The sequence below is a fragment of the Rhizobium leguminosarum genome (genome assembly GCF_002953715.1).
In the GTDB taxonomy this organism is placed as follows: domain Bacteria; phylum Pseudomonadota; class Alphaproteobacteria; order Rhizobiales; family Rhizobiaceae; genus Rhizobium; species Rhizobium leguminosarum_V.
The window spans coordinates 1,649,479-1,672,302 of sequence record NZ_CP025012.1 but is presented as its reverse complement, the minus strand read 5'-3'; the positions used below and the strand labels follow the sequence as shown (position 1 = coordinate 1,672,302).

Sequence of the window (22,824 nt, the reverse complement as noted above, 5' to 3'; positions counted from 1 at the left end):
AGAGGAAAACGCCAATAACATAAATGGGTGCCGTCGCCATGGTTTTTTAGCATGGTTTTTCGGCATCACGATGTTGTCAGCGATGGGCGACCCTTGCATAGAAGGCCAGCACCGCCTGCTTGAAAACCCTGTCGCCGACGGCGAGCATATGATCTCGGCCCGGAATATCGAGCGCTTCGGCATTGGGCATCAGCGCCGCCAATTCCTGCGGCGAGCCGGCGATATCATCCTTGGTGCCGACGCCGATCAGCGTCGGCATGTCGAGCTTGGCCATATCGGAGCGGGCGACGAGATCGCGCGAGCCGCGGATGCAATCGGCCAGGGCGACCCGGTCGCTCTTCGTCTGCTCGGCGAAGGCGCGGAACATGCGGCCGCGGACATGCGTCACCGCGTCCAGCGAGGGCGCCAGCAGCGCATCGGCGATCGGGTCCCAGTCGCCGACGCCGTCGGTCATGCCGATGCCGAGGCCACCAAGAACCAACGAACGGACGCGATGCGGATTGGCAAGCGCTGCAAAGACGGAAATGCGCGCGCCCATCGAATAGCCCATAACATTGGCTTCGGGAATGCCGAGATGGTCGAGCAGCGCCATCGCATCGCCGGCCATGACCCATGGACGATAGGCTTCGCCATCGTGCGGCTTATCGCTTGCCCCGTGGCCGCGATTGTCCATGGCGATCACCCGGTAGCCGGCATCGCCAAGCGTCTTCAGCCAGCCCGGATGCACCCAGTTGACGTTTGCAGTCGAGGCAAAGCCGTGGATCAACAACACCGGCACACCGGCCGGATCGCCCTCATCGAAGAAGGCGAGTTGCAATCCATCATGGGTGAAGCTTGAAAATGCGGGTGTATTCAGGTTCATCGGGCCTTCCTTTTGGCGCGACCATAGTCGAGCAGCCTTTCATCGTGAAGCCAAAAACTGTGGCTAAAAACTGTGCCCGGCGCGGCGGTTTGGCTCTACACATTTGCGGCGAAGGCTTATAAGGTTCGCGCACATTTCAAAGCATTCGGAGAGCGACATGGCCGGCCACAACATTCCCCACTTCCAGAACGACGGCGGTCACCGCGTTATCGAAGTCGGCGTCAAGGAATTCATGTGCACCGGCGCTTCGGCTCCCTTCGATCATCCGCATATCTTCATCGACATGGGCGACGACAACGAGAAGGTCTGTTCCTACTGCTCGACGCTCTATCGCTTCAATTCCGCGCTCAAGCCCAGCCAGACCAATCCGGCCGGTTGCGTTTTCCACGTGAAGGCGGCGTAGGCAGTCCAGATCCGGATCGGACGGAGAATGCCGGTCGAACATGCCGCCATCATCGGCGCCGGGATATCAGGGCTGACAGCTGCCCTTGCGCTTTCGCGCCGGGGCATCAGTTCGGAGATCTTCGAGCAGGCGGGCGAACTCACCGACGTCGGCGCCGGATTGCAGGTTTCGCCGAACGCTTCGCGCATCCTTGCCGAACTCGGTATCCTTGAAGGACTGTCAAAGGTCTGGCTCGAGCCGGACGCCATCCGGCTGATATCGGGCAGTTCGCTGCGCCAGCTCGCGGCGGTGCCGTCCGGCAAATTCGCGCGGGAACGCTGGGGCGCTCCCTATGGCGTCCTGCACCGCACCACATTGCAGAAAGCGCTTTTGGATGCGGTTACGGCCGATCCGCTCTGCCGGCTTCACCTTGGCGTGCGGATGGATTCGACCCTGCCGCCTTTCGAGCGGGCCGCCGATGTTGTGATCGGCGCTGACGGCGTCTGGTCGAAGCTTCGGCAATCCATTCCGGGCAGCCCCTCGCCGCGCTTTTCCGGCAATATCGCCTACCGTTTTACGATTGCCGAAACTGAGGCGCCGGGTTTCCTCGACCGGGCAAGCGTTTCGGCTTTTCTCGGCGGTTCGGCGCATCTCGTCTGCTATCCGCTGAGGGAAACTGGCAGCTTCAACATGGTGGCGATCACTGCCGGCAATATCGCGCCGCAGGCCTGGCAAAGCGAGCCGACGGAAGAACAGCGGGCGCAGCTGCGGGCGCGCCTTTCCGGCTGGAATGCCGCGATCGTCTCGCTGCTTGAAAAACACCGGAAGCTGACGTTCTGGCCGCTGTTCGAGACCACCGCCGGGACATGGCAGGACGGCCGAAAAACGGTTCTGATCGGCGACGCCGCACATGCGATGATGCCTTTTGCCGCCCAGGGAGCGGCGATGGCGATCGAAGACGCCTATGAACTGGCCGCGTTTCTTTCAAACCGATCCGCGACGGAAGCGCTAGCGCTGTTCGAACGACATCGGGCGCCACGCATCGCCAAGCTTCGCCATCGCGGCGCCTTCAACCGGTTCGCCTACCATGCGAAAGGGCCGATCCGGATCGGCCGCGATCTCGTACTCGGCCTCAAGCCGCCGCTAAGCCTGGCGGCGGATCTCGACTGGATCTACGGCTATCGGGCGCTGCGTCTGCCATAGAGCGTTGCAAGCGGCGGCGCCCCAGGCGTCCGATCAGACCGCGCTTGCCGCGGCAAAACCCCGTTCGATATCGGCCTTGAGGTCGGCCACATCCTCGATGCCGATCTGCAGGCGGATGACCGGACCCTCCGTCGGCGCCTTGGCAACCTTGCGATCGTTGAGATAGGCGTGCAAAGCGAGGCTTTCATAGCCGCCCCAGGAATAACCAAGACCGAAAATCCTGAGCGCGTCGAGGAAGGCATGCGCCTTTGCTCTGGATTTCTCGGGACCGTCGGCGGCAAGCACGAAGGAAAAGATGCCGCTGGCGCCTTTGAAATCGCGCTTCCAGAGATGATGAGAGGGGAAGCTCGGCAGGGCCGGATGCAGCACGCGGGCGACATCCTCCCTGCCCTCCAGCCATTCTGCGATATCAAGCGCGCTTTCATAATGCCGCTCGAGGCGCAGGCCCATGGTGCGCAATCCGCGAAGAATCTGGTAGGCATCATCGGGTGCGCCGCAGATGCCGAGCACACCGTTCGCCTCCTTCAGCCGCTCCCAGTGCTCGGCATTGGCCGAAACCGTTCCGAGCAGAATGTCGGAATGGCCGGACGGATATTTCGTCGATGCATGGATCGAGATGTCGACGCCGTGATCGAGCGGCCTGAAATAGAGCGGCGTCGCCCAGGTATTGTCCATCATGACGACGGCGCCGTGGCGGTGCGCAACTGCCGAGATCGCCGGAATATCCTGCATTTCGAAGGTATTGGAGCCTGGGGCCTCGGTATGGACGAGTTTCGTGTTCGGCCGGAACAGCGCCTCGATGCCGGCGCCGATCTCCGGATCGTAATATTCCACCTCGACGCCGAGGCGCTTCAGCATCGTGTCGCAGAAATGGCGCGTGGGACCATAGACCGAATCGACCACCAGCGCATGATCGCCGGCCGCGACGAAACCCAGGAAAGGAATGGTGACGGCCGCAAGGCCCGAGGGGACGAGGATCGTTCCGGCCGAGCCTTCGAGCGCGTCGATCGCCTCGCAGAGCGCATCCGTCGTCGGTGTGCCGCGCGTTCCATAGGTGTATTTCTGCGTGCGCGTCTCCATCGCCCGCGCATTCGGAAACAACACCGTCGAGGCATGCACGACCGGCGGATTAATGAATCCGTGATAGTCGAAAGGGTCGTTGCCGATATGGGTCAGGCGGGTGTTGATGCCGGCATTCTGCAGCAAGCTGTCTTTGTCTTTCATGTCGGGAATAGCCTTTGGCGACGGAGACGCGAAACCGGACTTTTGGACGCCCCGCCATATCAGGTCAACCCCCAGGAATTGATCGCCGGCGACGTAGCGAAGCGGTGGAAGCCACGATTTTCGCGTTATTTTTCCGCAATCAGGCGCCTATTTCATAGCCAAGTGCCCACGAACGCAGCGCAATCTACCAAAATGCTGAAATTTGCCGCAATTATTGACCGCGACACTTGACCATGGTGACATTTGCGACTGTGATAGAACAACTCGCGCCGGGAGGGTGTCGAGAAAATGGGGAGGCGGCAGAGTTTTTCGGCCGGAACTTCCCACAAGAAAATACAAGACAACGGAAAAGGTTGGGAAAAAATGAAGAACAAGCTTCTGTCCGCAACGATCGGCGCAGCAGTTTTCGCTCTTGGCGCTTCGGCTGCTTCGGCCACGACACTCACGGATGTCAAGGCAAAGGGTTTCGTTCAGTGCGGCGTCAATACCGGCCTTACCGGCTTTGCCGCACCTGACGCTTCCGGCAATTGGGCCGGCTTCGACGTCGACTTCTGCAAGGCCGTCGCTTCGGCCGTGTTCGGCGACCCCACCAAGGTCAAGTACACGCCGACAAATGCGAAGGAACGCTTCACCGCTCTGCAGTCCGGTGAAATCGACGTTCTCTCGCGTAACACCACCTGGACGATCAACCGCGACACCGCACTCGGCTTCAACTTCCGTCCTGTCACCTATTATGACGGCCAGGGCTTCATGGTGCGCAAGAGCCTGAACGTGAAGTCGGCTCTCGAACTCTCCGGCGCCGCAGTCTGCGTACAGTCGGGCACGACCACCGAATTGAACCTCGCCGATTACTTCAAGACGAACAATCTGCAGTACAATCCGGTCGTCTTCGAAAACCTTCCTGAGGTCAACGCGGCCTACGACGCCGGTCGTTGCGACGTTTACACGACCGACCAATCCGGTCTCTATTCGTTGCGTCTGACGCTGAAGAACCCCGACGAACACGTCATCCTTCCTGAGATCATCTCCAAGGAGCCGCTTGGCCCGGCCGTCCGTCAGGGTGATGATCAATGGTTCGATATCGTTTCCTGGACGGCTTATGCGCTGATCAATGCCGAAGAGTTCGGCATCACCCAGGCAAATGTCGACGAGATGAAGAATTCGCCGAATCCGGACATCAAGCGCTTCCTCGGCAGCGAGACCGACACCAAGATCGGCACCGATCTCGGCCTGACCAATGATTGGGCTGCCAACGTCATCAAGGGCGTCGGCAATTATGGCGAAATCTTCGAGCGCAACATCGGCCAGGGCAGCCCGCTCAAGATCGCACGCGGCTTGAATGCTCTCTGGAGCAAGGGCGGCATCCAGTACGCACCGCCGGTTCGTTAATCGAGCTTTGGCATGGAATCCCGGGAAGGCGGCCGAGCCGCCCTCCCATCTTCCAAAAAAGCAAAAAGAAAGCCCGAAAACGGGCACAAGGGGATTGGCGCGGCATGACGCATGAGGCTGTGGATACGACACCTTTGCATGGCACCGGCTGGAGTTTCCGGTCGGCAATGTACGACCCGAAATACCGGAGCATATTTTTCCAAGTTCTAACAATCGTTATTCTCGTGGGCATTGTGTGGTGGGTGGCCCACAACACGGCCGTGAACCTTGCCCGCAGCAATACGGCATCGGGTTTCGGCTTTCTTCGCGGTCGCGCCGGTTTCGAAATCGGCCAGTCGCTGATCAGCTTTTCGAGTGACTCGACTTATGCGCGTGCACTTGTCGTCGGCATTCTGAATACCTTGCTGGTGGCGGTGACCGGTATCTTCACGGCGACCATCATCGGCTTCCTGATCGGGATCGGCCGGCTGTCGCACAATTGGCTGATTGCCAAGCTCTGCACGGTCTATGTCGAGGTTTTCCGCAACATTCCGCCGCTGCTGGTCATCTTTTTCTGGTATCTCGGCGTTCTCTCCGTCTTGCCGCAGCCGCGCGAGTCGGTGGGTCTGCCGTTCAGCATGTACCTCAACAACAGAGGGCTGGCCTTCCCGAAGCCGATCTTCGAGACCGGCATGATAGCGGTCGGCATCGCCCTGGTGATTGCGATTGTCGCCACCATCATCATCGCGCGTTGGGCCCACAAACGCCAAGCCGCAACCGGCCAGCCGTTCCACACCGTATGGACGTCGATCGCGCTGATCGTCGGCCTGCCATTGCTGGTCTTCGTTGTCTCCGGCTTTCCGCTCACCTTCGACGTTCCGATTGCCGGAAAATTCAACCTCACGGGCGGTTCCGTCGTCGGCCCCGAATTCATGTCGCTGTTTCTCGCTCTGTCCTTCTATACCGCGTCGTTTATCGCCGAGATCGTTCGCGGCGGCATTCGCGGCGTTGCAAAGGGACAATCCGAGGCAGCCGGCGCGCTGGGGCTGCATCCGTCGAGCGTGACGAGACTTGTCGTGGTGCCGCAGGCGCTGCGCATCATCATCCCGCCGCTGACGAGCCAGTACCTGAACCTGACCAAGAACTCCTCACTCGCCATCGCGATCGGTTTCTCGGATCTCGTTGCCGTCGGTGGCACGATCCTCAATCAGAGCGGTCAAGCGATCGAGATCGTCTGCATCTGGGGTATCGTCTATCTCAGCTTGAGCATTCTCACGTCGCTGTTCATGAATTGGTTCAATGCCAAGATGGCACTGGTGGAGAGATAAGATGTCGGTCGCCGATAAACCTTTCGTCAGAACGTCCATCCTTTCCGCCGAACCGCCGCCCCCCGGCGAGAGGGGAGCCGTCGCCTGGATACGCCGCAATCTCCTGGCAACCCCGAAGGACGTGATCCTGACAATCCTGGCTCTTGCACTCATCGCATGGGCCGTGCCGCATCTCGTCAACTGGCTGTTCATCCAGGCCGTATGGTCCGGGCCGGACCGCACATTCTGCGCGACGACGATCCAGGGCGGCATCCAGCCTGACGGCTGGAGTGGTGCATGCTGGGCCTTCATCAGCGCCAAGTACGATCAGTTTTTATTCGGCCGCTATCCGCTCGATGAGCGTTGGAGACCCGCGATCGTCGGGATCCTGTTCATTCTGCTGCTGGTTCCGATGCTCATCCCGTCGGCGCCGCGCAAGGGCCTGAACGCCATTCTTCTGTTCGCCGTCCTGCCGATCCTCGCCTTCTGGCTTCTTCACGGCGGCTTCGGCCTCGAAGTGGTGGACACTCCGCTCTGGGGCGGGTTGATGGTGACGCTCGTCCTGTCCTTTGTCGGTATTGCCGTCTCCCTACCCTGCGGCATTCTGCTTGCGCTGGGGCGCCGCTCGAAGATGCCCGTCATCCGGATGCTTTGCGTTACCTTCATCGAGGTCATTCGAGGCGTTCCGCTGATCACCGTTCTGTTCATGGCAAGTGTCATGCTGCCGCTCTTCCTTCCCACAGGCTGGAACGTGGACAAACTGCTTCGGGCGCTGATCGGTGTGTCGATCTTCACCTCGGCCTATATGGCGGAAGTGATCCGCGGCGGCCTTCAGGCGATCCCGAAGGGACAATTCGAAGGCGCCGATTCGCTTGGCCTCGGCTATTGGCAGAAGACCCGGCTGATCATCATGCCGCAGGCCATCAAGCTGGTCATCCCGAGCATCGTGAACACCTTCATCGGAACGTTCAAGGATACGTCGCTGGTCACCATTATCGGCATGTTCGATCTGCTTGGCATCGTCAAGCAGAACTTCTCCGATGCCAACTGGGCAAGCGCCGTCACGCCGATCACGGGTCTGATCTTCGCGGGTTTCGTCTTCTGGCTGTTCTGCTTCGGCATGTCGCGTTATTCAGGCTTCATGGAACGCCATCTCGATACCGGCCACAAACGATAAGAACGCTAAAACGATAAGAATGAGGGAAAATAGTCATGGCTGAAGCTCCAGCGAAAAAACTCACCGTTTCCGCGACGGAAGTGGCGGTCGAGATCGTCAACATGAACAAGTGGTACGGCGATTTCCACGTGCTGCGCGACATCAACCTGAAGGTCATGCGCGGCGAGCGCATCGTCATCGCCGGCCCGTCGGGCTCGGGCAAGTCGACGATGATCCGCTGCATCAACCGCCTGGAAGAGCATCAGAAGGGTCGCATCATCGTCGACGGCACCGAGCTCACCAACGACCTGAAAAAGATCGACGAGGTGCGGCGCGAAGTCGGTATGGTGTTCCAGCACTTCAATCTCTTCCCGCATCTGACGATCCTCGAAAACTGCACGCTGGCGCCGATCTGGGTGCGCAAGATGCCGAAGAAGCAGGCCGAGGAAGTGGCCATGCATTTTCTGAAGCGGGTCAAGATCCCGGAGCAGGCCAACAAGTATCCGGGACAGCTTTCCGGCGGCCAGCAGCAGCGCGTGGCGATCGCCCGGTCGCTGTGCATGAACCCGAAGATCATGCTGTTCGATGAGCCGACCTCCGCACTCGATCCCGAAATGATCAAGGAAGTGCTCGACACCATGGTGGGGCTTGCCGAGGAAGGCATGACCATGCTCTGCGTCACGCATGAAATGGGCTTTGCCCGCCAGGTCGCCAACCGGGTTATCTTTATGGACCAGGGCCAGATCGTCGAACAGAATTCGCCGGCCGAATTCTTCGACAATCCGCAACACGAACGCACCAAGCTGTTCCTCAGCCAGATCCTGCACTAAAGCGCGTCGCGATCCTTCAGATTCGCTCCTCGCGCTTTAGGTCTTTGTTGTTACGCATGTCGTTGTCGCAAAACCGCTATACAGTTTTGCGCGACATGCTTTAGATCGAAGCATCCTTTGAAAGACCCGCCGAGCCGCTGGCTCGGCGGGTTTTGTGTTCAGCGGAAGCTGTCGCCTGCAGCAGACTGCAGAGACCGGCAAGGCCGGAATCACCGCCGGAGGCGGAGATGTCGGCGCAACGGACGAGCATCTTGCGCTGGTCATTGACAGGCCTGCTGCGGAAGACCTCCAGGGTACGTGCCTGCGACGCGCTGAGGGTGGTGCCGGGCGTAGCCGTGGCATTGCCGCCAGCTTCATCTATCCCGCCGATGGCGAGATTGTCATCGACGCCACTACCGCTGCCGACCGAGGCCGTGGCCTTGGTATCGATTCCGTCGGAACTGCCGGTGCGCGCATTCAGATCGGCATCGACGCCGCGCCCGCCACCGAGCCGGGCGTTAGCGTCTGCGTCGACACCGTTGCCGCCGCCGGCATTGGCGGTCGCATCGGCATTGACGCCGTTCGAGCCGCCCACGGAAGCATTGGCATCGGCACTGATGCCGCTCCCGCCGCCAATCGAAGCCCCGACATCGGCGCTGACAGCATCGCCGGCATTCACCGACACGCCGACATCGAGCGCACGCGCAACGCTTACCGGCATGGCAAGGAGGGCGCAGGCGGATGCGAGCACTGCAAAGGAGAGTCTATTGGGGTTATGGGTCATGTTTTCCTCCGTTTCCATTCCGCCGAACGATCTGCCCGGCAGTCGAAAATCGAGGAACGCGCGTGCCTTCGATCGATCAGACGCCTGCAACTACAGGACGTCCATGGCAAGGCAACGTGAAGGGATGACGAATGTTTCATAACACGGCGCGGCAAGTCGGTTCGGCTGCGTGCGATGATGTTTCACGGTTATTGAAATACGAATTATCTGACAGACTGTGCCAAAATCAAACATATCTCGCAGCGGCTGGAGAGCCGACGGAGTATTTCCTCCCCCATTGCGCCAGGAAACTTAGAGCCAGCAAGCAAATCTCAGTTCGTGATACGATTGGCCTTGATTGATCCATTTGCAGCGTTTTCGTGCAAATCGACTACACCCTTCCCCCGAATTGACTTTTCCACCTCCGATTTAGATTGCTAAAAATAACTCCCCTTCCGTCTGGATATATCAGGCGGGAAGTCCATGTTTCAGCTTGTTCTCATCTGATGGAACTGGAGGTTTAGAATGGGCATTTTCGACAAGATCAAACATGCAATCTTCGGAGAGGCGAAAGCAGCCGAACCCGTTGCTGCCGGCGCGCCGAAGACAGAGCCGGCGCAAGCGCCTGCCTCACCGTCGGCAGCGCCCAGTCCGACGCCTGCGGCCCCTGCCCCGCAGAGCAAGCCGGCCCCCACGGCCACCGCTCCAAGCACAGTCGATATCGTCCCGATCCTTGACGCGGCAGTGAAGAAGAGCGGCCAGAAGCTCGATTGGCGCCGCTCGATCGTCGACCTGATGAAAGCCGTTGGGATGGATGCGAGCCTGACCGAGCGCAAGGAACTTGCCGCCGAACTCGGCTATACCGGCGACAGCAACGATTCCGCAAAAATGAATATGTGGCTGCACAAGGCGCTGATGAAGCGGCTTTCGGAAAATGGCGGTAAAGTACCCGCCGATCTCCTGGATTGATCGATGACGCATAGCTGCCGCCATTTCTGTGGCGGCAGCTATGCGGGTAACGTCTCGGGCAGATGCGGACGCCGGAACGAGGCGTCCGCTTGCCCGCAGGCACTGGAACCAATAACGTTCGGCTCGATACTTCGATAATCGATCAGGGGAGAATTAAATCCGATGAGATTGATGGCAGTCGTTGGTGTTGCACTTAGCCTTGCCTGTATTTCGGCCGCAGAATCTCCTTCAAATTATCAATCCTATAGCGGCATTCGAGTCGATACCGACCCGGTCCTCCTGGCTCGATACGATAAGGCACTGCAACGCTGCGTGCCGGAGGCAAGCTCATGGCGACGAGGCTCGCCAGACCCACGAAGTCTGTATTACAATGCGGCTCTCAGAAATTGCCTCTATAGGCGCAGCTTCGTCGACAGAGGCGTCTACGCCTACCCCATCCCCCAGATCTACTTCGATCATTTCCTGGATCGCTGAGAAGAGCCGCGCAGTTCCACCGCCATATGCCTTCAAACAAAAACCCCGCCATTTTGGCGGGGTTGTCTTCAATCGCGATGCAGCCATTCAAAGCGCTACAGCGTCCTTTGCGCGTCTTAAAGGACGCGCGGCGCTGTCGTCAGCGTTTGCCGCCAGCTGGTGGCCGACCCTTGCCTGCCGGGCGATTGCCGCTTCCGGACGAGGTCTTGGCATCATTGCCCTGACCGAAGTTGGTGCCGCCGAGATGGCCACCGCCGCTGGTATTGGCAACCTGGCGCTGCGCTTTGCGCAACAGTGCCTCTGCATTGGTCTTGCTCATGAAATTCTCCTCAATGGCTGGAAAACCCAGCCGGAATGCCGCCACTGACATCCGCGGTCAAAGACCGAAGGCATATCAGGCAGCGACGATGGGTGTTTGGCGGAGGCTTGCGTCGATCAAAGAATTGCCTGCGTTCATGACGATTCCCCCTCAACCGGCATGACAATCACCCTCCGGCGGCTGCCGGACGGCGCAGAAATCGATTTTGAAAGGAAAGTTCAGCTGGGACGCCACGGCGCAAACCAAGCTCGACAAGCAATTTCGATAGAAGAATCAATAGGACGGCAATGTGTTTAAAACAAGTTCCCGGCCGCCTGGTTGTGTGAGCACTGCTTCGAATTGCTGCCCAATCGGACAAGACGGCAATAGCCCTAAGCATTTTAACAATCCAGATAATCCGATCGAAAGCTGCGCCTGACAAAATAACAACTTAAGATTTCAACGGAGAAACGAGATGTCACGGCTTTTGATAGGATCGATGGTATTGGCCTTCATCGCGGATATGGTGATGAACATCCTGTTGTGGCTTGGAGGATTGGACACCGTGGTTTCGGTGTCCTCTGGAGCAATGGAGGTATTCGCGAGGATAATGGGCGAAGTCCTGGTCTTTTGGTTCTTTGCTTTCGCGGCTGGCTTTGTGTTCCTCTGGGCGGGTCGAAAGTCTCCGGTTCCCGTGCTGAGCATCGTCGCATCATTCCTTTCGGTGTCGATCATGGTAACGGCAGCCCTGATTGGAGCCTATCATCCGTCCGAGAAGCATCCCAAGCTAAAGTCGGATCTGTTCCGCAGTGCGTTGACCTAGATCGGCTTGATCGCTCTGCGACTGCATAATTCCTTCAATCGGAATCGATCTCCCGTTCAGTTGGCGACTGTTTTTGCGGAACCATCCGCCGATGATCATACAGCAGCTCCGGTTGGAACACTTCTTGCAGAGTTACTAATATGTTTATGATGCAAGGACCAAATGTAATGAATCGGTACACATCGCATCAGTTTCCCGCGCTGAGGATCCTCATGAGCGGCCAAGATAAATACAGCGTCGTCAGGACCCTCGGCGACGCAGCCACCATGCTCATTTCCGAATGGCCTGGGGATGATGGCGAGGAGTACGTCGTGGCGGTGAGGACATGCCTCGACGCCATCCGCGGCACCACGCCCCCAAACGCCGCGCGGGAAGCGCTGATGAGAGCGGCTGATGAAGCCGGCATCCGCTACCTCTCGGTCGTTCACTGAGATCGCTGCCTGGATCCGGCAGGACGCAATAGGCGCGCAGCCAACGCTGATCGCCGAAGCCGAATACACGGGCTTGGACGGATGGCGGAAAGCCGCAGCCTGCCTCGTATAAGGGCTGGGGAAAGTGCAGGATAGCACCGGGTTCTATGAGCCCCCCAGATCGAGCCGCGGCCGCCGGCCCTGTTACGGGTTAGATGGTTTCATCCGCGCGAAGAAAGTCACCGTGACGTTCACTCCGGGGCGGCCTACTGCAGACAGACTAACTGCCGCAGCGGCTCCTTGAGGAAATCTCTGCTTCTCGATTTCGGTTTATGCCCAACTCACAGCCTGTCCTGGCGCTTCTCCTGTGACATCAGTTGGCTGGCGAATGCAGCGGAGAGCGCGTCGTCGGCATATCCAAACGTACCGGCTGTTTTGACCTCCATAGCGGCGCGCATCAACGCACCCAGCGCGGCCCGCGCGAAAGAGCCGCCGACACTCACGCGGCGTACTCCGGCGCTCGACAGTTCGGCAACAGAGTATTTTCGTCCTTTCAAACCCATGACCACGTTGACTGGCTTGTCCACGGCCGCACAAACGATTCTGATTGCCTCGATATCCGGCAAGCCGGGTGCGTAAAGCACATCTGCCCCAGCAGCTGAAAATGCTTGCAGCCGCTCGATGGTGTCGTCCAGATCGGGTCTCTCCCAAAGATAATTCTCCGCCCGCGCTGTTAGAAGGAAAGGCAGACCGCGTGCAGCCTCCGCGGCAGCACGGATGCGCTCGACGGCTTGCGATAGCTCGTAGATGGGGGCAGCAGGATTGCCTGTTGCGTCTTCGATCGATCCGCCGACAAGTCCGGTTTCGCAGGCCAAGCGGATGGTTTCCGCACAGGTTTCTGGCGACGCACCGAAGCCATCTTCAAGGTCGGCAGACACAGGAAGAACAACAGCGCCAACGATCTCGGCGGCGTTCTCAAGGACCTCATCCCGTCCAAGGCTTGCGAATGAATCCAATTTTCCTTTGGAAAAGGCGTAACCCGCACTGGTCGTCGCGAGCGCCTCGAAGCCAAGGCTCGCGAGAAGGCGAGCCGAACCGGCGTCCCATGGGTTGGGGATGACAAAAGCCCTGTCGCCCTGGTGAAGCGCCTTCAGTCGCTCAAATTTGCCCCTTTGATCCATAAGGCCTCCCCTCGCCCGTCAATGAAGGTGAGACTAGCACCACGGGAACGAAATGTGAACGCGCTCCGCGAACTTGCTTTGGAGAGAATAGCGACGATGGCTCTTGGGGCGCCTTTCAGTCAGTCTCATGCTCCTGGACCAGACATGAGTCCGAAACCAGCTATTACCCATGTCTTCGTCTTCGGTATGGACACTTGAAATGATGGCGATCCCTGCAGGAATCGAACCCGCGACAACCTGCTTAGAAGGCAGGTGCTCTATCCAGCTGAGCTAAGGGGGCCGTCCGGCGGCCGCGACTCATGAACGCGACCGGATGCGGCATATGGACGAGAAATCTCAATGCATCCAGGGCTGCGGGCGGGCATCTTTAAGGCGACGCTGCCGAAAATTGCTAAATTCAGAAAAAAATGTCGATTCCGCATTTGACGGGAGGAATCCAGTCACGCCCACTAGGTTTTTCTAATGTTTTCAATAGAGGCATTTCGCTATAGTTGCAGAAAGAATAATTCGCGGTAAGCGAGACATATATTTTGCCACAATTTGGGCAACTCGAAATTCACCAAATATTTCAAAACGTAACTTCGGATCGATTTGGATAATGTGGCAGCAATATGGCTATGTTTCTCAAGCACTTACTGTCGCGTTGCTGTTGCGCCCTCCAAAACGTCGCCCTATAACCTGCCGCCGTAACGCCTGATTAACTAAAAATAGTAACCGGCAAAGACAGCGCTAAGGTTGAGGAACAAGACCATGACGACATACTACGTAGCGACGACCAGCAGCGGCGGTAACGGCAGTGCCTCGTCTCCCTTTCACACGATCAGCGAGGCAATGGCGGCGAACCTTAAGCCCGGCGACGAGGTGGTGGTGAAGCCAGGGACCTACAACGAGAGCATCAACTTCGACAAGGACGGCTCGGCGGCGGGCGACATCACGCTGCGCTCGGAAGTGCCTGGCGCAGCACTGATCCGGCCGCCCGCAGGCTCGTATACCGGGATCAGTGTCAACGCCAACTACGTGACAATCGAAGGCTTCGACATCAAGGGCGGCAACGGTGACGGCATCGAAGCGAACAACGTCCATCACGTCTCAATTCTCAACAACAAGGTCCACGACAGCGGGGAGTCGGGCATTCAGTTCAACTATTCTGACTTCGTCAAGATCGTAGGGAACGAGACCTACAATAACGCGTCGTCAGGCTGGTTCTCGGGCATCTCGATCTACGAGAACCGGAACATCACCGGCGATACCTCGACGACCGGCTACCGGAATATCGTACAAAACAACATCTCGCACGACAACGTCACGAAGACGGGTGCGCACACCGATGGCAACGGCATCATCATTGACGATTTTCAGAGCACACAGGCGGATGGTCATCCGAACTATACGTTTAAGACCCTTGTCGACAACAACCTGGTCTACGAGAACGGCGGCAAAGGCATCCAAGTTGCCTGGAGCGACTCCGTCACGGTGCAGAACAACACAGCATACCACAACAATCAGGACCCGCTGAACGACGGCACCTGGCGCGGCGAGCTCAGCAACGCGCAGTCGAGCAACAACACCTGGGTCAACAACATCGCCGTAGCGGACCCATCGGTGAACAAGAACAACACCGCAGTCGATAACACGTCGTACGGCGGCTATACCAACGCCAACGTCGTCTGGGCCAACAACGACACCTACAACGGCACGGCCGGCCAGGCCTCGGTCAGGACCGACGGCGGCAACGCTATGCCGAGCACGGCGAACGGCAACAAGCTCGGCATCGACCCGCATTTCGCGGGGGCAGCGAGCGACAACTTCCACCTCGCCTCGGGCTCGGCAGCGATCGACGGCGGAACCGCCAAGTACGGCGTCAGCTCGGTAGATCTGGACGACCACGCTCGCGTCGTTGGAACTGTCGATATGGGTGCCTACGAATCGGGCTCCAGCCCGGTATCGGGAACACCAACCACGCCGACGCAACCGACAACCCCAACCACGCCCACGCCCACGCCCACGGAACCGACAACGCCAACCACGCCGACGCAACCGACAACGCCAACGGCGCCGACAAAGGAATTCATCGGCACCAACGGTAACGACATCCTACCGCAAACCGGCCAGTCCAACGGCGGCAACGAAACCTTCAAGGGTCTCGGCGGTAGTGACGTGTTGAAGGGCGGGGCCGGCGCGGACGTGCTCGACGGCGGTACTGGCAATGACACGGCCAGCTATGCGGGCTCCGACGCGGTCAACGTCAACTTGGCGACTAAGGCCGCATCGGGCGGCCAAGCGACCGGTGACAAGATCGCCGGCATCGAAAACTTGACCGGCTCAAGCTATAACGACGTACTGACCGGCGGCAACGGCGGCGGCAACGTTCTCACTGGCGGGGCTGGCGCGGACAAGCTGGACGGCGGCGCCGGCAATGATGTCCTCATTGGTGGTGCCGGAAAGGACATTATGACCGGTGGCATCGGTGAGGATACGTTTATCTTGAAGGCACCGACGGAAACCGGGTCCGGCTTGAACCGCGACGCCATCACCGACTTCCAGCACGGCGTCGATAAGATCGACATCTCGGCGATCGATGCGAATGGCTCTGCGGCGGGCAATGGTACCTTCCATTTCCAGGCACAGGAGAATGCCTTGTTCGATCACAAGGCTGGCGCGCTCGCTTGGCACTATGACGACCACGCCGGATCCGCGAGCGATGTTACCGTTATCCAGGCCGACATGAACGGCGACGGCATTCATGACTTCGAGGTTCAGCTGAAGGGCCTCGTCCACCTGGGGGCAGGCGATTTTCTCCTGTAACGATAGCGTTGTGGCGGTCGTCCGATCGCCACAACACGCTGGCCGCAAAAGTCGGCTACCTCGGCGCGCGGATGAGGGAGCCCCATCCGCGCGCTGCGATTTTTCGACAGGCGTCAGCCGGCCTTTCGGGCCGGCTTTGCGTAAACCGATAGCTCGTCAGAACGCCTCACCTCCCGCCATCAGGCGTATCGACGATCGTAGCGCGAATAGAGTATCAACTCCGACGAATTTCAGGCTGACAGGTCGCCAAGGACCTTTAGAATATGCTCTCGGATCGCGATGGCCGTTTTTCCCGGTGATGCGGAAGTGACGTCGAGCACCAATGTGTTTGGGTGGAGTGGATCGAAAACCCCCGCCCTCCGACTGCGATCCCTCGAGGCTGCCACATCCGTGGATTTCAACCTTTGGCGTCGCTCGGGGTTCGAAACCCGGCGAGCCAGCTCCTCTTCATCACACAGCAATCGCACCGGCACCAATACGGCGTCGCAGGCTTCGGCAGCACCGGCGATCTGTTGAAAGGTACGAAGGCTCCGCTCATCACCCTCCAAGCCGGCATGCGTGAAAATGAAATTGGCGGACGGCGCGTAAGCGGTGATTGCATCAAGGACGGTTTGTCGAACTCGACCTGTAAACTCCCATATTCCCTTTGGAAGCGGGGCCGTTCCATCCTCATCCAGCAGACGCAGAATCGGGTTGTTGACCCAGTGGTTGTCGACAATTTTTGCCGAAACCATGGCGCTCAACTCTTTCGCGATGGTCAACTTCCCAACGCCCGGGAAACCTATGAGCACGATGCGGACACCCATCTTTCGCGACACCTACATAGTTTTCCTTGATAATCATGTCGCCCGAAGACATGGCCGTAAATGCGTGTTCCAATCGGATAGACGGTCCACGGCCCAGCAACTTCGTTTTACGGAAGCCGCTCTACCTGTTTGGCGAACGGCATGCTGCATGGATGGACACTTTGTCCTTCCCGAGAGAGGGGTGACAGTTCATACCGGAGACATGGGTTACACTTTTTGCCTTTGCGAGGAGAGCGAAGGTGCCTTGGCAGGAGTGCAACCGCATGGACGAGCGTCTCAAATTCGTTGCGCGGGTTCTGGATGGCGAGAAGATAGCGGCGCTGTGCCGCGAATTCGGCATCTCCCGCAAGACCGGTCACAAGATCATCAGCCGCTATAACGACAGCGGTCTGGAAGGACTGACAGATCGATCGCGACGGCCTTACCGGCACGCCAATCAGCTTCCTTTCCAAATCGAGAAGCTGATTGTGCGGACCAAGCAGGACAAGCCCAACTGGGGCGCACCAAAGATCAGGGAGCGGCTGGCGCGGCTATATCCGGATGTTCACACACCGGCGATCTCAACCGTGCATGCCGTCCTCGACCGCAACGGCCTGGTCAAGCACGGTAGGCGGCGGCGCAACAGGGCTGAAGGAACAGCCCTCTCCAATCCAGGGCTGCCCAACGACCTGTGGTGCGCCGATTACAAAGGCGAGTTCATGCTTGCCGATAAGCGCTATTGCTACCCATTGACGATCACCGACTTCGCCAGCCGCTATCTTTTGGCCTGCGAAGCGTTGCACACGACCAAGGAAGTCTACGCCTTTACCGTTTTCGAACGCGTCTTCAAGGAGTTCGGCCTGCCCAAGGCGATCAGAACCGACAACGGAGTGCCTTTCGCCAGCCCCAACGGACTGTTCAATCTGTCGCGGCTCGCCGTCTGGTGGCTCAGGCTCGGTATCGACATCGAGCGCATCAAGCCCGGCCATCCGCAGCAGAACGGCCGCCACGAGCGCATGCATCTGACACTGAAACTTGAGACAACCAAGCCGGCCGGAGACAATTTCCTGCAGCAGCAAGCCCGCTTCGACGACTTCGTCGAGGAGTTCAACACCGAGCGGCCCCACCAGGCGCTCAACATGGCCTGCCCGGCAGAATGCTACGACGCTTCACCGCGCGCCTACCGCGGCCTACCCGATCTCGACTACCCGCTCCACGACCAGACAGTCACCGTCACAACATGCGGACGCATCTGCTACAAGCGGAAGAAGATCAATCTCAGTCTGGTCTTCGCCGGTCAGGCCGTCGGCATCAAACAGGTCGAAGACCATATCTGGCTTACAAGCTTTATGGATTACGATCTGGGATACTTCGATGATGAGACATGCAGGCTTGAACCTTTGCCGAACCCTTTCGGTCCAAAAGTGTTACCTATGTCTCAGGAATAAACCGTAACCTATGTGTCCAGAACGGACCCTTGAAAAATGGCGACCCCTGCAGGAATCGAACCTGCGACAACCTGCTTAGAAGGCAGGTGCTCTATCCAGCTGAGCTAAGGGGCCGTCCGGCGGCCGCGTCTCATGAGCGCGACCGGATGCGGCATATCTGGACCAGAAATCTCAATGCGTCCAGGGCTGCGTGCGGGTATAGCGGAAATTGTCCGGATAGGCGACGACCTGGCGGACTGGATCCTTCGGTGCGATGACGCGGTATTCGATGCCGTTGCGCTGGGCGTAGGCTTCGGCGAGTTCCTGCGTTTCGAAGGTGAGCTTCACCTGCTGGCGCATATCGCCCGAGGAAGTGTAGCCCATGATCGGATCGATCTTGCGCGCCGACTCCTGATCGTATTCAAGCACCCAGAGATTGGTCTTGGCCTTGCCGGACTGCATGGCGGTCTTGGCTGGACGATAGATCTTGGCAGACATGACTGCAGCGTCTCCGACTATGCGGGCAGCGCCCGCCTTTCATGGTCTCAATCTCGTTGCCGACCCGTGCCGGGCCTTTTGCATCATCATTGAAGATAACGCAAAGAGATGAATTTTGCTTAGCCGCGAATCCCCGCTTTTTCAAGGAAAAAGGCGGTGCCCGACGACGCTGGCGACTCCATCCCATGACAAGCCGATGCGCTAGGGAACAAAGAATTTCCGCGGACAAGCGGCTGCGGGTATTCTTCCCCTTGTGTCGAGCCAGCCATCTCTTGATGGCCAAGCGACTCCGGCCGGATTGCGCAATGTTACCGATCGTCGCATGTTGTGATTGCAACCTGATTGCCGCAGCCAGCCCTCGGCACTATTTCTACGGCTCAGTTGGTTTCAGTGGATTTGCACTCATGATGAGACGTTCGGCGGAGTTCAATGCCATTGTGATTGGGGCTGGTATCACGGCGTTCTTCTACCTTGCCATCAGCTACGCTCAATATATCGGCCTGATCGCTCACGGCTAAGGTAGCCTTGTCCTGATGCCAATTGCGCCAGGCAAACGGAGTCGTGCGCCCGGTAAGCAGACTGCGGCCCATCAAGATTTTTCTTTCTTGCATCCACAGGTCCGGCGAGGAATCTTCGGCCAACGCTGGATTTATGGGTTGCGACGGCGAAGTGAACCGTGTATCTCCCCTGCCATTCACGGCACGGAGTGTAGCGCAGTCTGGTAGCGCATCTGGTTTGGGACCAGAGGGTCGGGAGTTCGAATCTCTCCACTCCGACCATTCAATATCCCGATATTGTTGAATTCCTTGACAGCTGCATCGCAGTTCGCATGCGCGCCGCTACTTCGCCTTCCTCGTCGTCGTGGCGCTGACGATCCTGTCGCCAGGCTTGATTCCCAGTTTGGCGACGATGCCGGCGTTGAGTTCGACGACGTATTTCACTGCGCTCATCGAATCGATGATGTCGCGCGAATAGGGCACTGCCTTTTCCTTGATGTGGCGAATCGTGCCGGTGTCGTCGGCAAAGAGCATATCGAGCGGCAGAATGGTGTTTTCCATCCACATGGTGACGCGCCGCGGCTCGTCGAAATCGAAGATCATGCCGGCATCATCGGCCATCACCTTGCGAAACATCAGTCCGCGGGCGCGCTGATCAGGGGTCGAGGCAATCTCGACGGTGAAATGCAGCACCTTGCCCGCAGCGGTCTGGATGAGCAGCGGCTCCTTGTCGAACCGCATCTCCTCGTCAGCGAACGCCGGCAGCGCGACCATGAAAAAAAGCGCCAATATGGCGCTTCTGATGGCATGAAACAGGGTAAGGCTGCTCATATCAGTGAGACCGGCTGGCCGGGCTCGGAACGTCAGGATGGATCTCTGCGGCCATCAGGCCCTTTTCGCCGTCGCCGAAGCGGACGAGCACCACCTGGCCGGGGCGCAGTTCCGTCAGGCCGAAGCGGCGGAGCGTTTCCATGTGCACGAAGATATCCTCCGTGCCCTCGCCACGCGTCAGGAAGCCGAAGCCCTTGGTGCGGTTGAACCACTTGACGAGCGCACGCTCAAGCCCGCTCGTCGCGGTGACCTGCACATGGGTGCGTACCGGCGGCAGCTGCGAAGGATGAACCGCGGTGGACTGGTCCATCGAGAGGATCTTGAAAGCCTGATAGCCGCGCTCACGGCGCTGGATGAGGGCGACGATACGCGTTCCCTCGAGGATCGTCTGGTAACCGTCGCGACGCAGGCAGGTCACGTGCAGGAGAACATCCTGCAAGCCGTTGTCGGGCACGATGAAGCCGAAACCCTTGGCGACGTCAAACCACTTGACGACGCCGGTGATTTCAACAAGATCGACCGCCTCTCCTGATAGCTCGTCGAGGTCGGAGTATTCGTTCGATGAAATCCTATCAGCCATTGTCGCCAGCCCCTCGAATACGCGTCACACTGTTACGGTTAACTGATTCTTCAAATCAAGATTAACATCTTGGTAACGGATAAGCGCAAGTCCTAGTTTTCGGTTATTCCCAGCTGCACATTTTATAAAGATGTCTTGCCCGAAGCTGACCTCGGCTCGCTGAAAAAAGCCAGCCCCAATAAAGGAGTAGATAGAATGCGTTATCTCCACACAATGGTACGCGTCAAAGACCTGGACGCCTCGCTCGCTTTTTACACCACGCTGTTCGGGCTGGAGGAGATTCGCCGCCACGAAAACGAAAAAGGCCGCTTCACCCTGGTTTTTCTGGCCGCTCGCGACGATCTCGACCGTGCGCGCAGCGAAAAAGCTCCCTGCCTCGAACTAACCTACAACTGGGACACGGAAGATTATAGCGGAGGACGCAATTTCGGCCACCTCGCTTATGAGGTCGACGATATTTACGCCACCTGCCAGAATCTGATGGACAACGGCGTCACCATCAACCGACCGCCGCGCGACGGGAACATGGCCTTTGTGCGCTCGCCCGACGGCATCTCGATCGAAATCCTGCAAAAGGGCAACCCGCTTCCGTCCGCCGAACCCTGGGCTTCGATGGGCAATACCGGCGCCTGGTAAGCGTTTTCGCCGCAAGGCTTTTGCGAGGCTTGCGGCTTTTTCGATTTCGGGTCCGGCCGGCGCCTCGGCGCTTGCCGCGATCCTGCGCCGCAGGCAATCTCCTGGCGACTCGAAGCGGAAGAGAAGCGTTTTTCGCCGATTTTCCGCATCAACTGGAGACTGTCGCTTGCGTAACATGCAGATGCGGATGCCCGTGACGGGCGCGTTGCTGATCGCCACCTCGGTGCTGGCGCTGTCCGGCTGCGCGTCGGACAAGAAGGCGCTCGATTCGGCAGCGGTGGTTCCGGCGGCGCAAGCCGCAGCACCACAGTTTGCCACGGCAACGCCTGCAAGCCCTGCCCCACGTTCCGTCTATACGGACCCCCGGCTCGTCAACGTCTCCGGCGCCCAGGGCGCGCCTCAGGTCGTGGCACAAGATCCGAATGCCGCCGCCCCGCCCGCCGGTTCGGCAACGGCAGCGCCTGCCAATATCGGCGGGCTGGTCCTGCAGTCGACCCGGATCAACGCGCAGGCGATGAGCATCTTTTCCGATCACCAGCCGGCGCCGCAGAACAACAGCACGTCGACTGTCATTCAGCCGCAGGCCTATGTGCCGGTGGAAGGTGCAGCGCCGGCGCGAAGCAGCGTCTACAGCCAGCCGCCCGCGCCCACACAGCCGGCAGAACCGGTGCTGCCGCAGCAATCTTCACAGAATAGCAGCACGCAGCTTGCGCCCGTGCAAACGGCGTCGTTGGCGACGGCCAGCATTCCAGCCTCGACGATGAATGCGCTCTACAGCGCGCCGAAGCAGAACCTGCTCGGCAGTCTTTCCGGCCTGCTGCACAAGGCCGCCCTGCCCGGCATGACGCGTATCGCGCCGAACGGGCTGCATCTTCAGAACGACAAGGTCGAGGTCGGCTGCTTCAAGCCTGACCTCTTGAAAGTGATCAAGACGGTCGAAAGCCATTTCGGCCGACCGCTTATCGTCACCTCCGGCTATCGCGACGAAGAGCACAACCGCCTAGTCGGCGGCGCTGACGAATCGATGCACAAGAGCTGCGAGGCGGCCGACATCCAGATCGACGGCGTAACGAAATGGGATATCGCCGCCTATATCCGCTCATTGCCGGACCGCGGCGGCGTCGGCACCTATTGCCATACGGATTCGGTTCACCTCGATACCGGCAAAACCCGCGACTGGAACTGGGGCTGCGGCGGCAAACGCGCCCCGCTGACGACCGCAAGAGCGATCTGACGGCCGCGCGCTTTTCGCGTCACGTTAGGGCAGCGCCGCCTCGTTCTATTCAAGAAATAACCGACAGCCTATTGATTCAGCTTCAATAATCGGCGTCTGCAACGTAGCAGGATTTCTTGTCATTTTTTTGAAAGAAAACCGCATTTCCCGCTTGCGGGATTCAAAATGCCTGACTATAAGGGCGCCACCACGAAGGAAGCGCCCTTCGTCTATCGGTTAGGACACCAGATTTTCATTCTGGGAAGAGGGGTTCGACTCCCCTAGGGCGTGCCACTTTCTCTCCATATAGAAGCCATCGCATC

At 58.9% G+C, this 22,824-nt stretch carries 24 protein-coding genes and 3 tRNA genes; 17 read left to right on the top strand and 10 right to left on the bottom strand.

Going from position 1 to position 22,824, the window contains the following annotated elements:
• Positions 1 to 76 precede the first annotated feature (76 nt).
• A complete protein-coding gene (locus CUJ84_RS08560) occupies positions 77 to 862 on the bottom strand; it encodes an alpha/beta fold hydrolase (protein ID WP_105005868.1) in 786 nt (261 codons plus the stop codon).
• Between the two features lie 157 nt (positions 863 to 1,019).
• Between CUJ84_RS08560 and CUJ84_RS08555 the strand changes: the two genes are divergently transcribed.
• Both CUJ84_RS08555 and CUJ84_RS08550 read left to right on the top strand, forming a co-directional pair.
• On the top strand, positions 1,020 to 1,265 hold the full coding sequence (locus tag CUJ84_RS08555; RefSeq protein WP_003539274.1) for a zinc-finger domain-containing protein: 246 nt from the start codon (positions 1,020 to 1,022) through the stop codon (positions 1,263 to 1,265).
• A gap of 27 nt (positions 1,266 to 1,292) precedes the next feature.
• The gene (locus CUJ84_RS08550) at positions 1,293 to 2,447 is read left to right on the top strand and encodes an FAD-dependent monooxygenase (RefSeq protein ID WP_105005867.1); all 1,155 of its coding nucleotides are present in this window, start codon (positions 1,293 to 1,295) and stop codon (positions 2,445 to 2,447) included.
• Between the two features lie 33 nt (positions 2,448 to 2,480).
• On the opposite strand, the gene CUJ84_RS08545 is transcribed toward CUJ84_RS08550, so the two are convergent.
• A complete protein-coding gene (locus tag CUJ84_RS08545) occupies positions 2,481 to 3,671 on the bottom strand; it encodes a cystathionine beta-lyase (RefSeq protein WP_105005866.1) in 1,191 nt (396 codons plus the stop codon).
• 363 nt (positions 3,672 to 4,034) lie between these two features.
• Here CUJ84_RS08545 and CUJ84_RS08540 point away from each other — a divergent pair, with 363 nt between their 5' ends.
• The 4 genes from CUJ84_RS08540 to CUJ84_RS08525 all read left to right on the top strand — a co-directional run bounded on the left by CUJ84_RS08540 (position 4,035) and on the right by CUJ84_RS08525 (position 8,332).
• Entirely contained in the window at positions 4,035 to 5,060 is a 1,026-nt protein-coding gene (locus CUJ84_RS08540; protein WP_018241875.1) for an amino acid ABC transporter substrate-binding protein, read from the top strand.
• A 104-nt stretch (positions 5,061 to 5,164) separates the two neighbouring features.
• Positions 5,165 to 6,367, top strand: coding sequence for an amino acid ABC transporter permease (locus CUJ84_RS08535; RefSeq protein WP_105005865.1), 1,203 nt, complete (start codon positions 5,165 to 5,167; stop codon positions 6,365 to 6,367).
• Position 6,368: 1 nt separating this feature from the next.
• Entirely contained in the window at positions 6,369 to 7,523 is a 1,155-nt protein-coding gene (locus CUJ84_RS08530) for an amino acid ABC transporter permease (RefSeq protein WP_105005864.1), read from the top strand.
• Positions 7,524 to 7,558: 35 nt separating this feature from the next.
• Positions 7,559 to 8,332 carry an amino acid ABC transporter ATP-binding protein gene (locus tag CUJ84_RS08525; protein WP_064654243.1) on the top strand — a complete coding sequence of 258 codons (774 nt, stop codon included), beginning with the start codon at positions 7,559 to 7,561 and terminating at the stop codon, positions 8,330 to 8,332.
• Positions 8,333 to 8,432: 100 nt separating this feature from the next.
• On the opposite strand, the gene CUJ84_RS08520 is transcribed toward CUJ84_RS08525, so the two are convergent.
• A complete protein-coding gene (locus CUJ84_RS08520; RefSeq protein ID WP_245457540.1) occupies positions 8,433 to 9,095 on the bottom strand; it encodes a hypothetical protein in 663 nt (220 codons plus the stop codon).
• A gap of 504 nt (positions 9,096 to 9,599) precedes the next feature.
• Here CUJ84_RS08520 and CUJ84_RS08515 point away from each other — a divergent pair.
• The gene (locus CUJ84_RS08515; protein WP_027684862.1) at positions 9,600 to 10,043 is read left to right on the top strand and encodes a DUF3597 domain-containing protein; all 444 of its coding nucleotides are present in this window, start codon (positions 9,600 to 9,602) and stop codon (positions 10,041 to 10,043) included.
• A gap of 162 nt (positions 10,044 to 10,205) precedes the next feature.
• Positions 10,206 to 10,517: a hypothetical protein gene (locus CUJ84_RS08510; protein ID WP_027684863.1), complete on the top strand. Its 312-nt coding sequence runs from the start codon at positions 10,206 to 10,208 to the stop codon at positions 10,515 to 10,517.
• A gap of 139 nt (positions 10,518 to 10,656) precedes the next feature.
• Here CUJ84_RS08510 and CUJ84_RS08505 read toward each other — a convergent pair whose 3' ends face one another.
• Entirely contained in the window at positions 10,657 to 10,836 is a 180-nt protein-coding gene (locus CUJ84_RS08505; protein ID WP_003559012.1) for a hypothetical protein, read from the bottom strand.
• A 454-nt stretch (positions 10,837 to 11,290) separates the two neighbouring features.
• Here CUJ84_RS08505 and CUJ84_RS08495 point away from each other — a divergent pair, with 454 nt between their 5' ends.
• Positions 11,291 to 11,638 carry a hypothetical protein gene (locus tag CUJ84_RS08495; protein WP_105005863.1) on the top strand — a complete coding sequence of 116 codons (348 nt, stop codon included), beginning with the start codon at positions 11,291 to 11,293 and terminating at the stop codon, positions 11,636 to 11,638.
• Positions 11,639 to 11,778: 140 nt separating this feature from the next.
• Entirely contained in the window at positions 11,779 to 12,069 is a 291-nt protein-coding gene (locus CUJ84_RS08490) for a DUF982 domain-containing protein (protein ID WP_018241867.1), read from the top strand.
• A gap of 320 nt (positions 12,070 to 12,389) precedes the next feature.
• On the opposite strand, the gene CUJ84_RS08485 is transcribed toward CUJ84_RS08490, so the two are convergent.
• A complete protein-coding gene (locus CUJ84_RS08485) occupies positions 12,390 to 13,229 on the bottom strand; it encodes an isocitrate lyase/PEP mutase family protein (RefSeq protein ID WP_105005862.1) in 840 nt (279 codons plus the stop codon).
• Between the two features lie 750 nt (positions 13,230 to 13,979).
• Here CUJ84_RS08485 and CUJ84_RS08475 point away from each other — a divergent pair.
• A complete protein-coding gene (locus CUJ84_RS08475) occupies positions 13,980 to 16,034 on the top strand; it encodes a right-handed parallel beta-helix repeat-containing protein (protein WP_105005861.1) in 2,055 nt (684 codons plus the stop codon).
• Positions 16,035 to 16,264: 230 nt separating this feature from the next.
• Here CUJ84_RS08475 and CUJ84_RS08470 read toward each other — a convergent pair whose 3' ends face one another.
• Complete coding sequence (locus tag CUJ84_RS08470; RefSeq protein ID WP_105005860.1) at positions 16,265 to 16,840, bottom strand: AAA family ATPase; 576 nt, start codon at positions 16,838 to 16,840, stop codon at positions 16,265 to 16,267.
• A 239-nt stretch (positions 16,841 to 17,079) separates the two neighbouring features.
• Between CUJ84_RS08470 and CUJ84_RS08460 the strand changes: the two genes are divergently transcribed.
• Positions 17,080 to 18,267 carry an IS481 family transposase gene (locus tag CUJ84_RS08460; RefSeq protein ID WP_425349269.1) on the top strand — a complete coding sequence of 396 codons (1,188 nt, stop codon included), beginning with the start codon at positions 17,080 to 17,082 and terminating at the stop codon, positions 18,265 to 18,267.
• 37 nt (positions 18,268 to 18,304) lie between these two features.
• Here CUJ84_RS08460 and CUJ84_RS08455 read toward each other — a convergent pair.
• Together CUJ84_RS08455 and CUJ84_RS08450 are read right to left on the bottom strand one after the other, a co-directional pair.
• A tRNA-Arg gene (locus CUJ84_RS08455) sits at positions 18,305 to 18,381 on the bottom strand.
• A 57-nt stretch (positions 18,382 to 18,438) separates the two neighbouring features.
• The gene (locus CUJ84_RS08450; RefSeq protein ID WP_105005859.1) at positions 18,439 to 18,744 is read right to left on the bottom strand and encodes an ETC complex I subunit; all 306 of its coding nucleotides are present in this window, start codon (positions 18,742 to 18,744) and stop codon (positions 18,439 to 18,441) included.
• A 305-nt stretch (positions 18,745 to 19,049) separates the two neighbouring features.
• Between CUJ84_RS08450 and CUJ84_RS37885 the strand changes: the two genes are divergently transcribed.
• Both CUJ84_RS37885 and CUJ84_RS08445 read left to right on the top strand, forming a co-directional pair.
• Complete coding sequence (locus CUJ84_RS37885) at positions 19,050 to 19,262, top strand: hypothetical protein (protein WP_017964110.1); 213 nt, start codon at positions 19,050 to 19,052, stop codon at positions 19,260 to 19,262.
• A gap of 184 nt (positions 19,263 to 19,446) precedes the next feature.
• Positions 19,447 to 19,523 (top strand) — tRNA-Pro (locus CUJ84_RS08445).
• A gap of 60 nt (positions 19,524 to 19,583) precedes the next feature.
• On the opposite strand, the gene CUJ84_RS08440 is transcribed toward CUJ84_RS08445, so the two are convergent.
• The gene (locus CUJ84_RS08440) at positions 19,584 to 20,072 is read right to left on the bottom strand and encodes a DUF192 domain-containing protein (RefSeq protein ID WP_105005858.1); all 489 of its coding nucleotides are present in this window, start codon (positions 20,070 to 20,072) and stop codon (positions 19,584 to 19,586) included.
• Position 20,073: 1 nt separating this feature from the next.
• Positions 20,074 to 20,652 (bottom strand): cold-shock protein, encoded by a 579-nt coding sequence (locus CUJ84_RS08435; RefSeq protein WP_003539135.1) that lies wholly within the window; start codon positions 20,650 to 20,652, stop codon positions 20,074 to 20,076.
• A gap of 195 nt (positions 20,653 to 20,847) precedes the next feature.
• Here CUJ84_RS08435 and gloA point away from each other — a divergent pair, with 195 nt between their 5' ends.
• The 3 genes from gloA to CUJ84_RS08420 all read left to right on the top strand — a co-directional run bounded on the left by gloA (position 20,848) and on the right by CUJ84_RS08420 (position 22,795).
• Positions 20,848 to 21,288 (top strand): lactoylglutathione lyase, encoded by a 441-nt coding sequence (gloA, locus tag CUJ84_RS08430; RefSeq protein WP_105005857.1) that lies wholly within the window; start codon positions 20,848 to 20,850, stop codon positions 21,286 to 21,288.
• A 166-nt stretch (positions 21,289 to 21,454) separates the two neighbouring features.
• Positions 21,455 to 22,522, top strand: coding sequence for a YcbK family protein (locus tag CUJ84_RS08425; RefSeq protein ID WP_105005856.1), 1,068 nt, complete (start codon positions 21,455 to 21,457; stop codon positions 22,520 to 22,522).
• Between the two features lie 198 nt (positions 22,523 to 22,720).
• Positions 22,721 to 22,795, top strand: a tRNA-Glu gene (locus CUJ84_RS08420).
• Positions 22,796 to 22,824 lie beyond the last annotated feature (29 nt).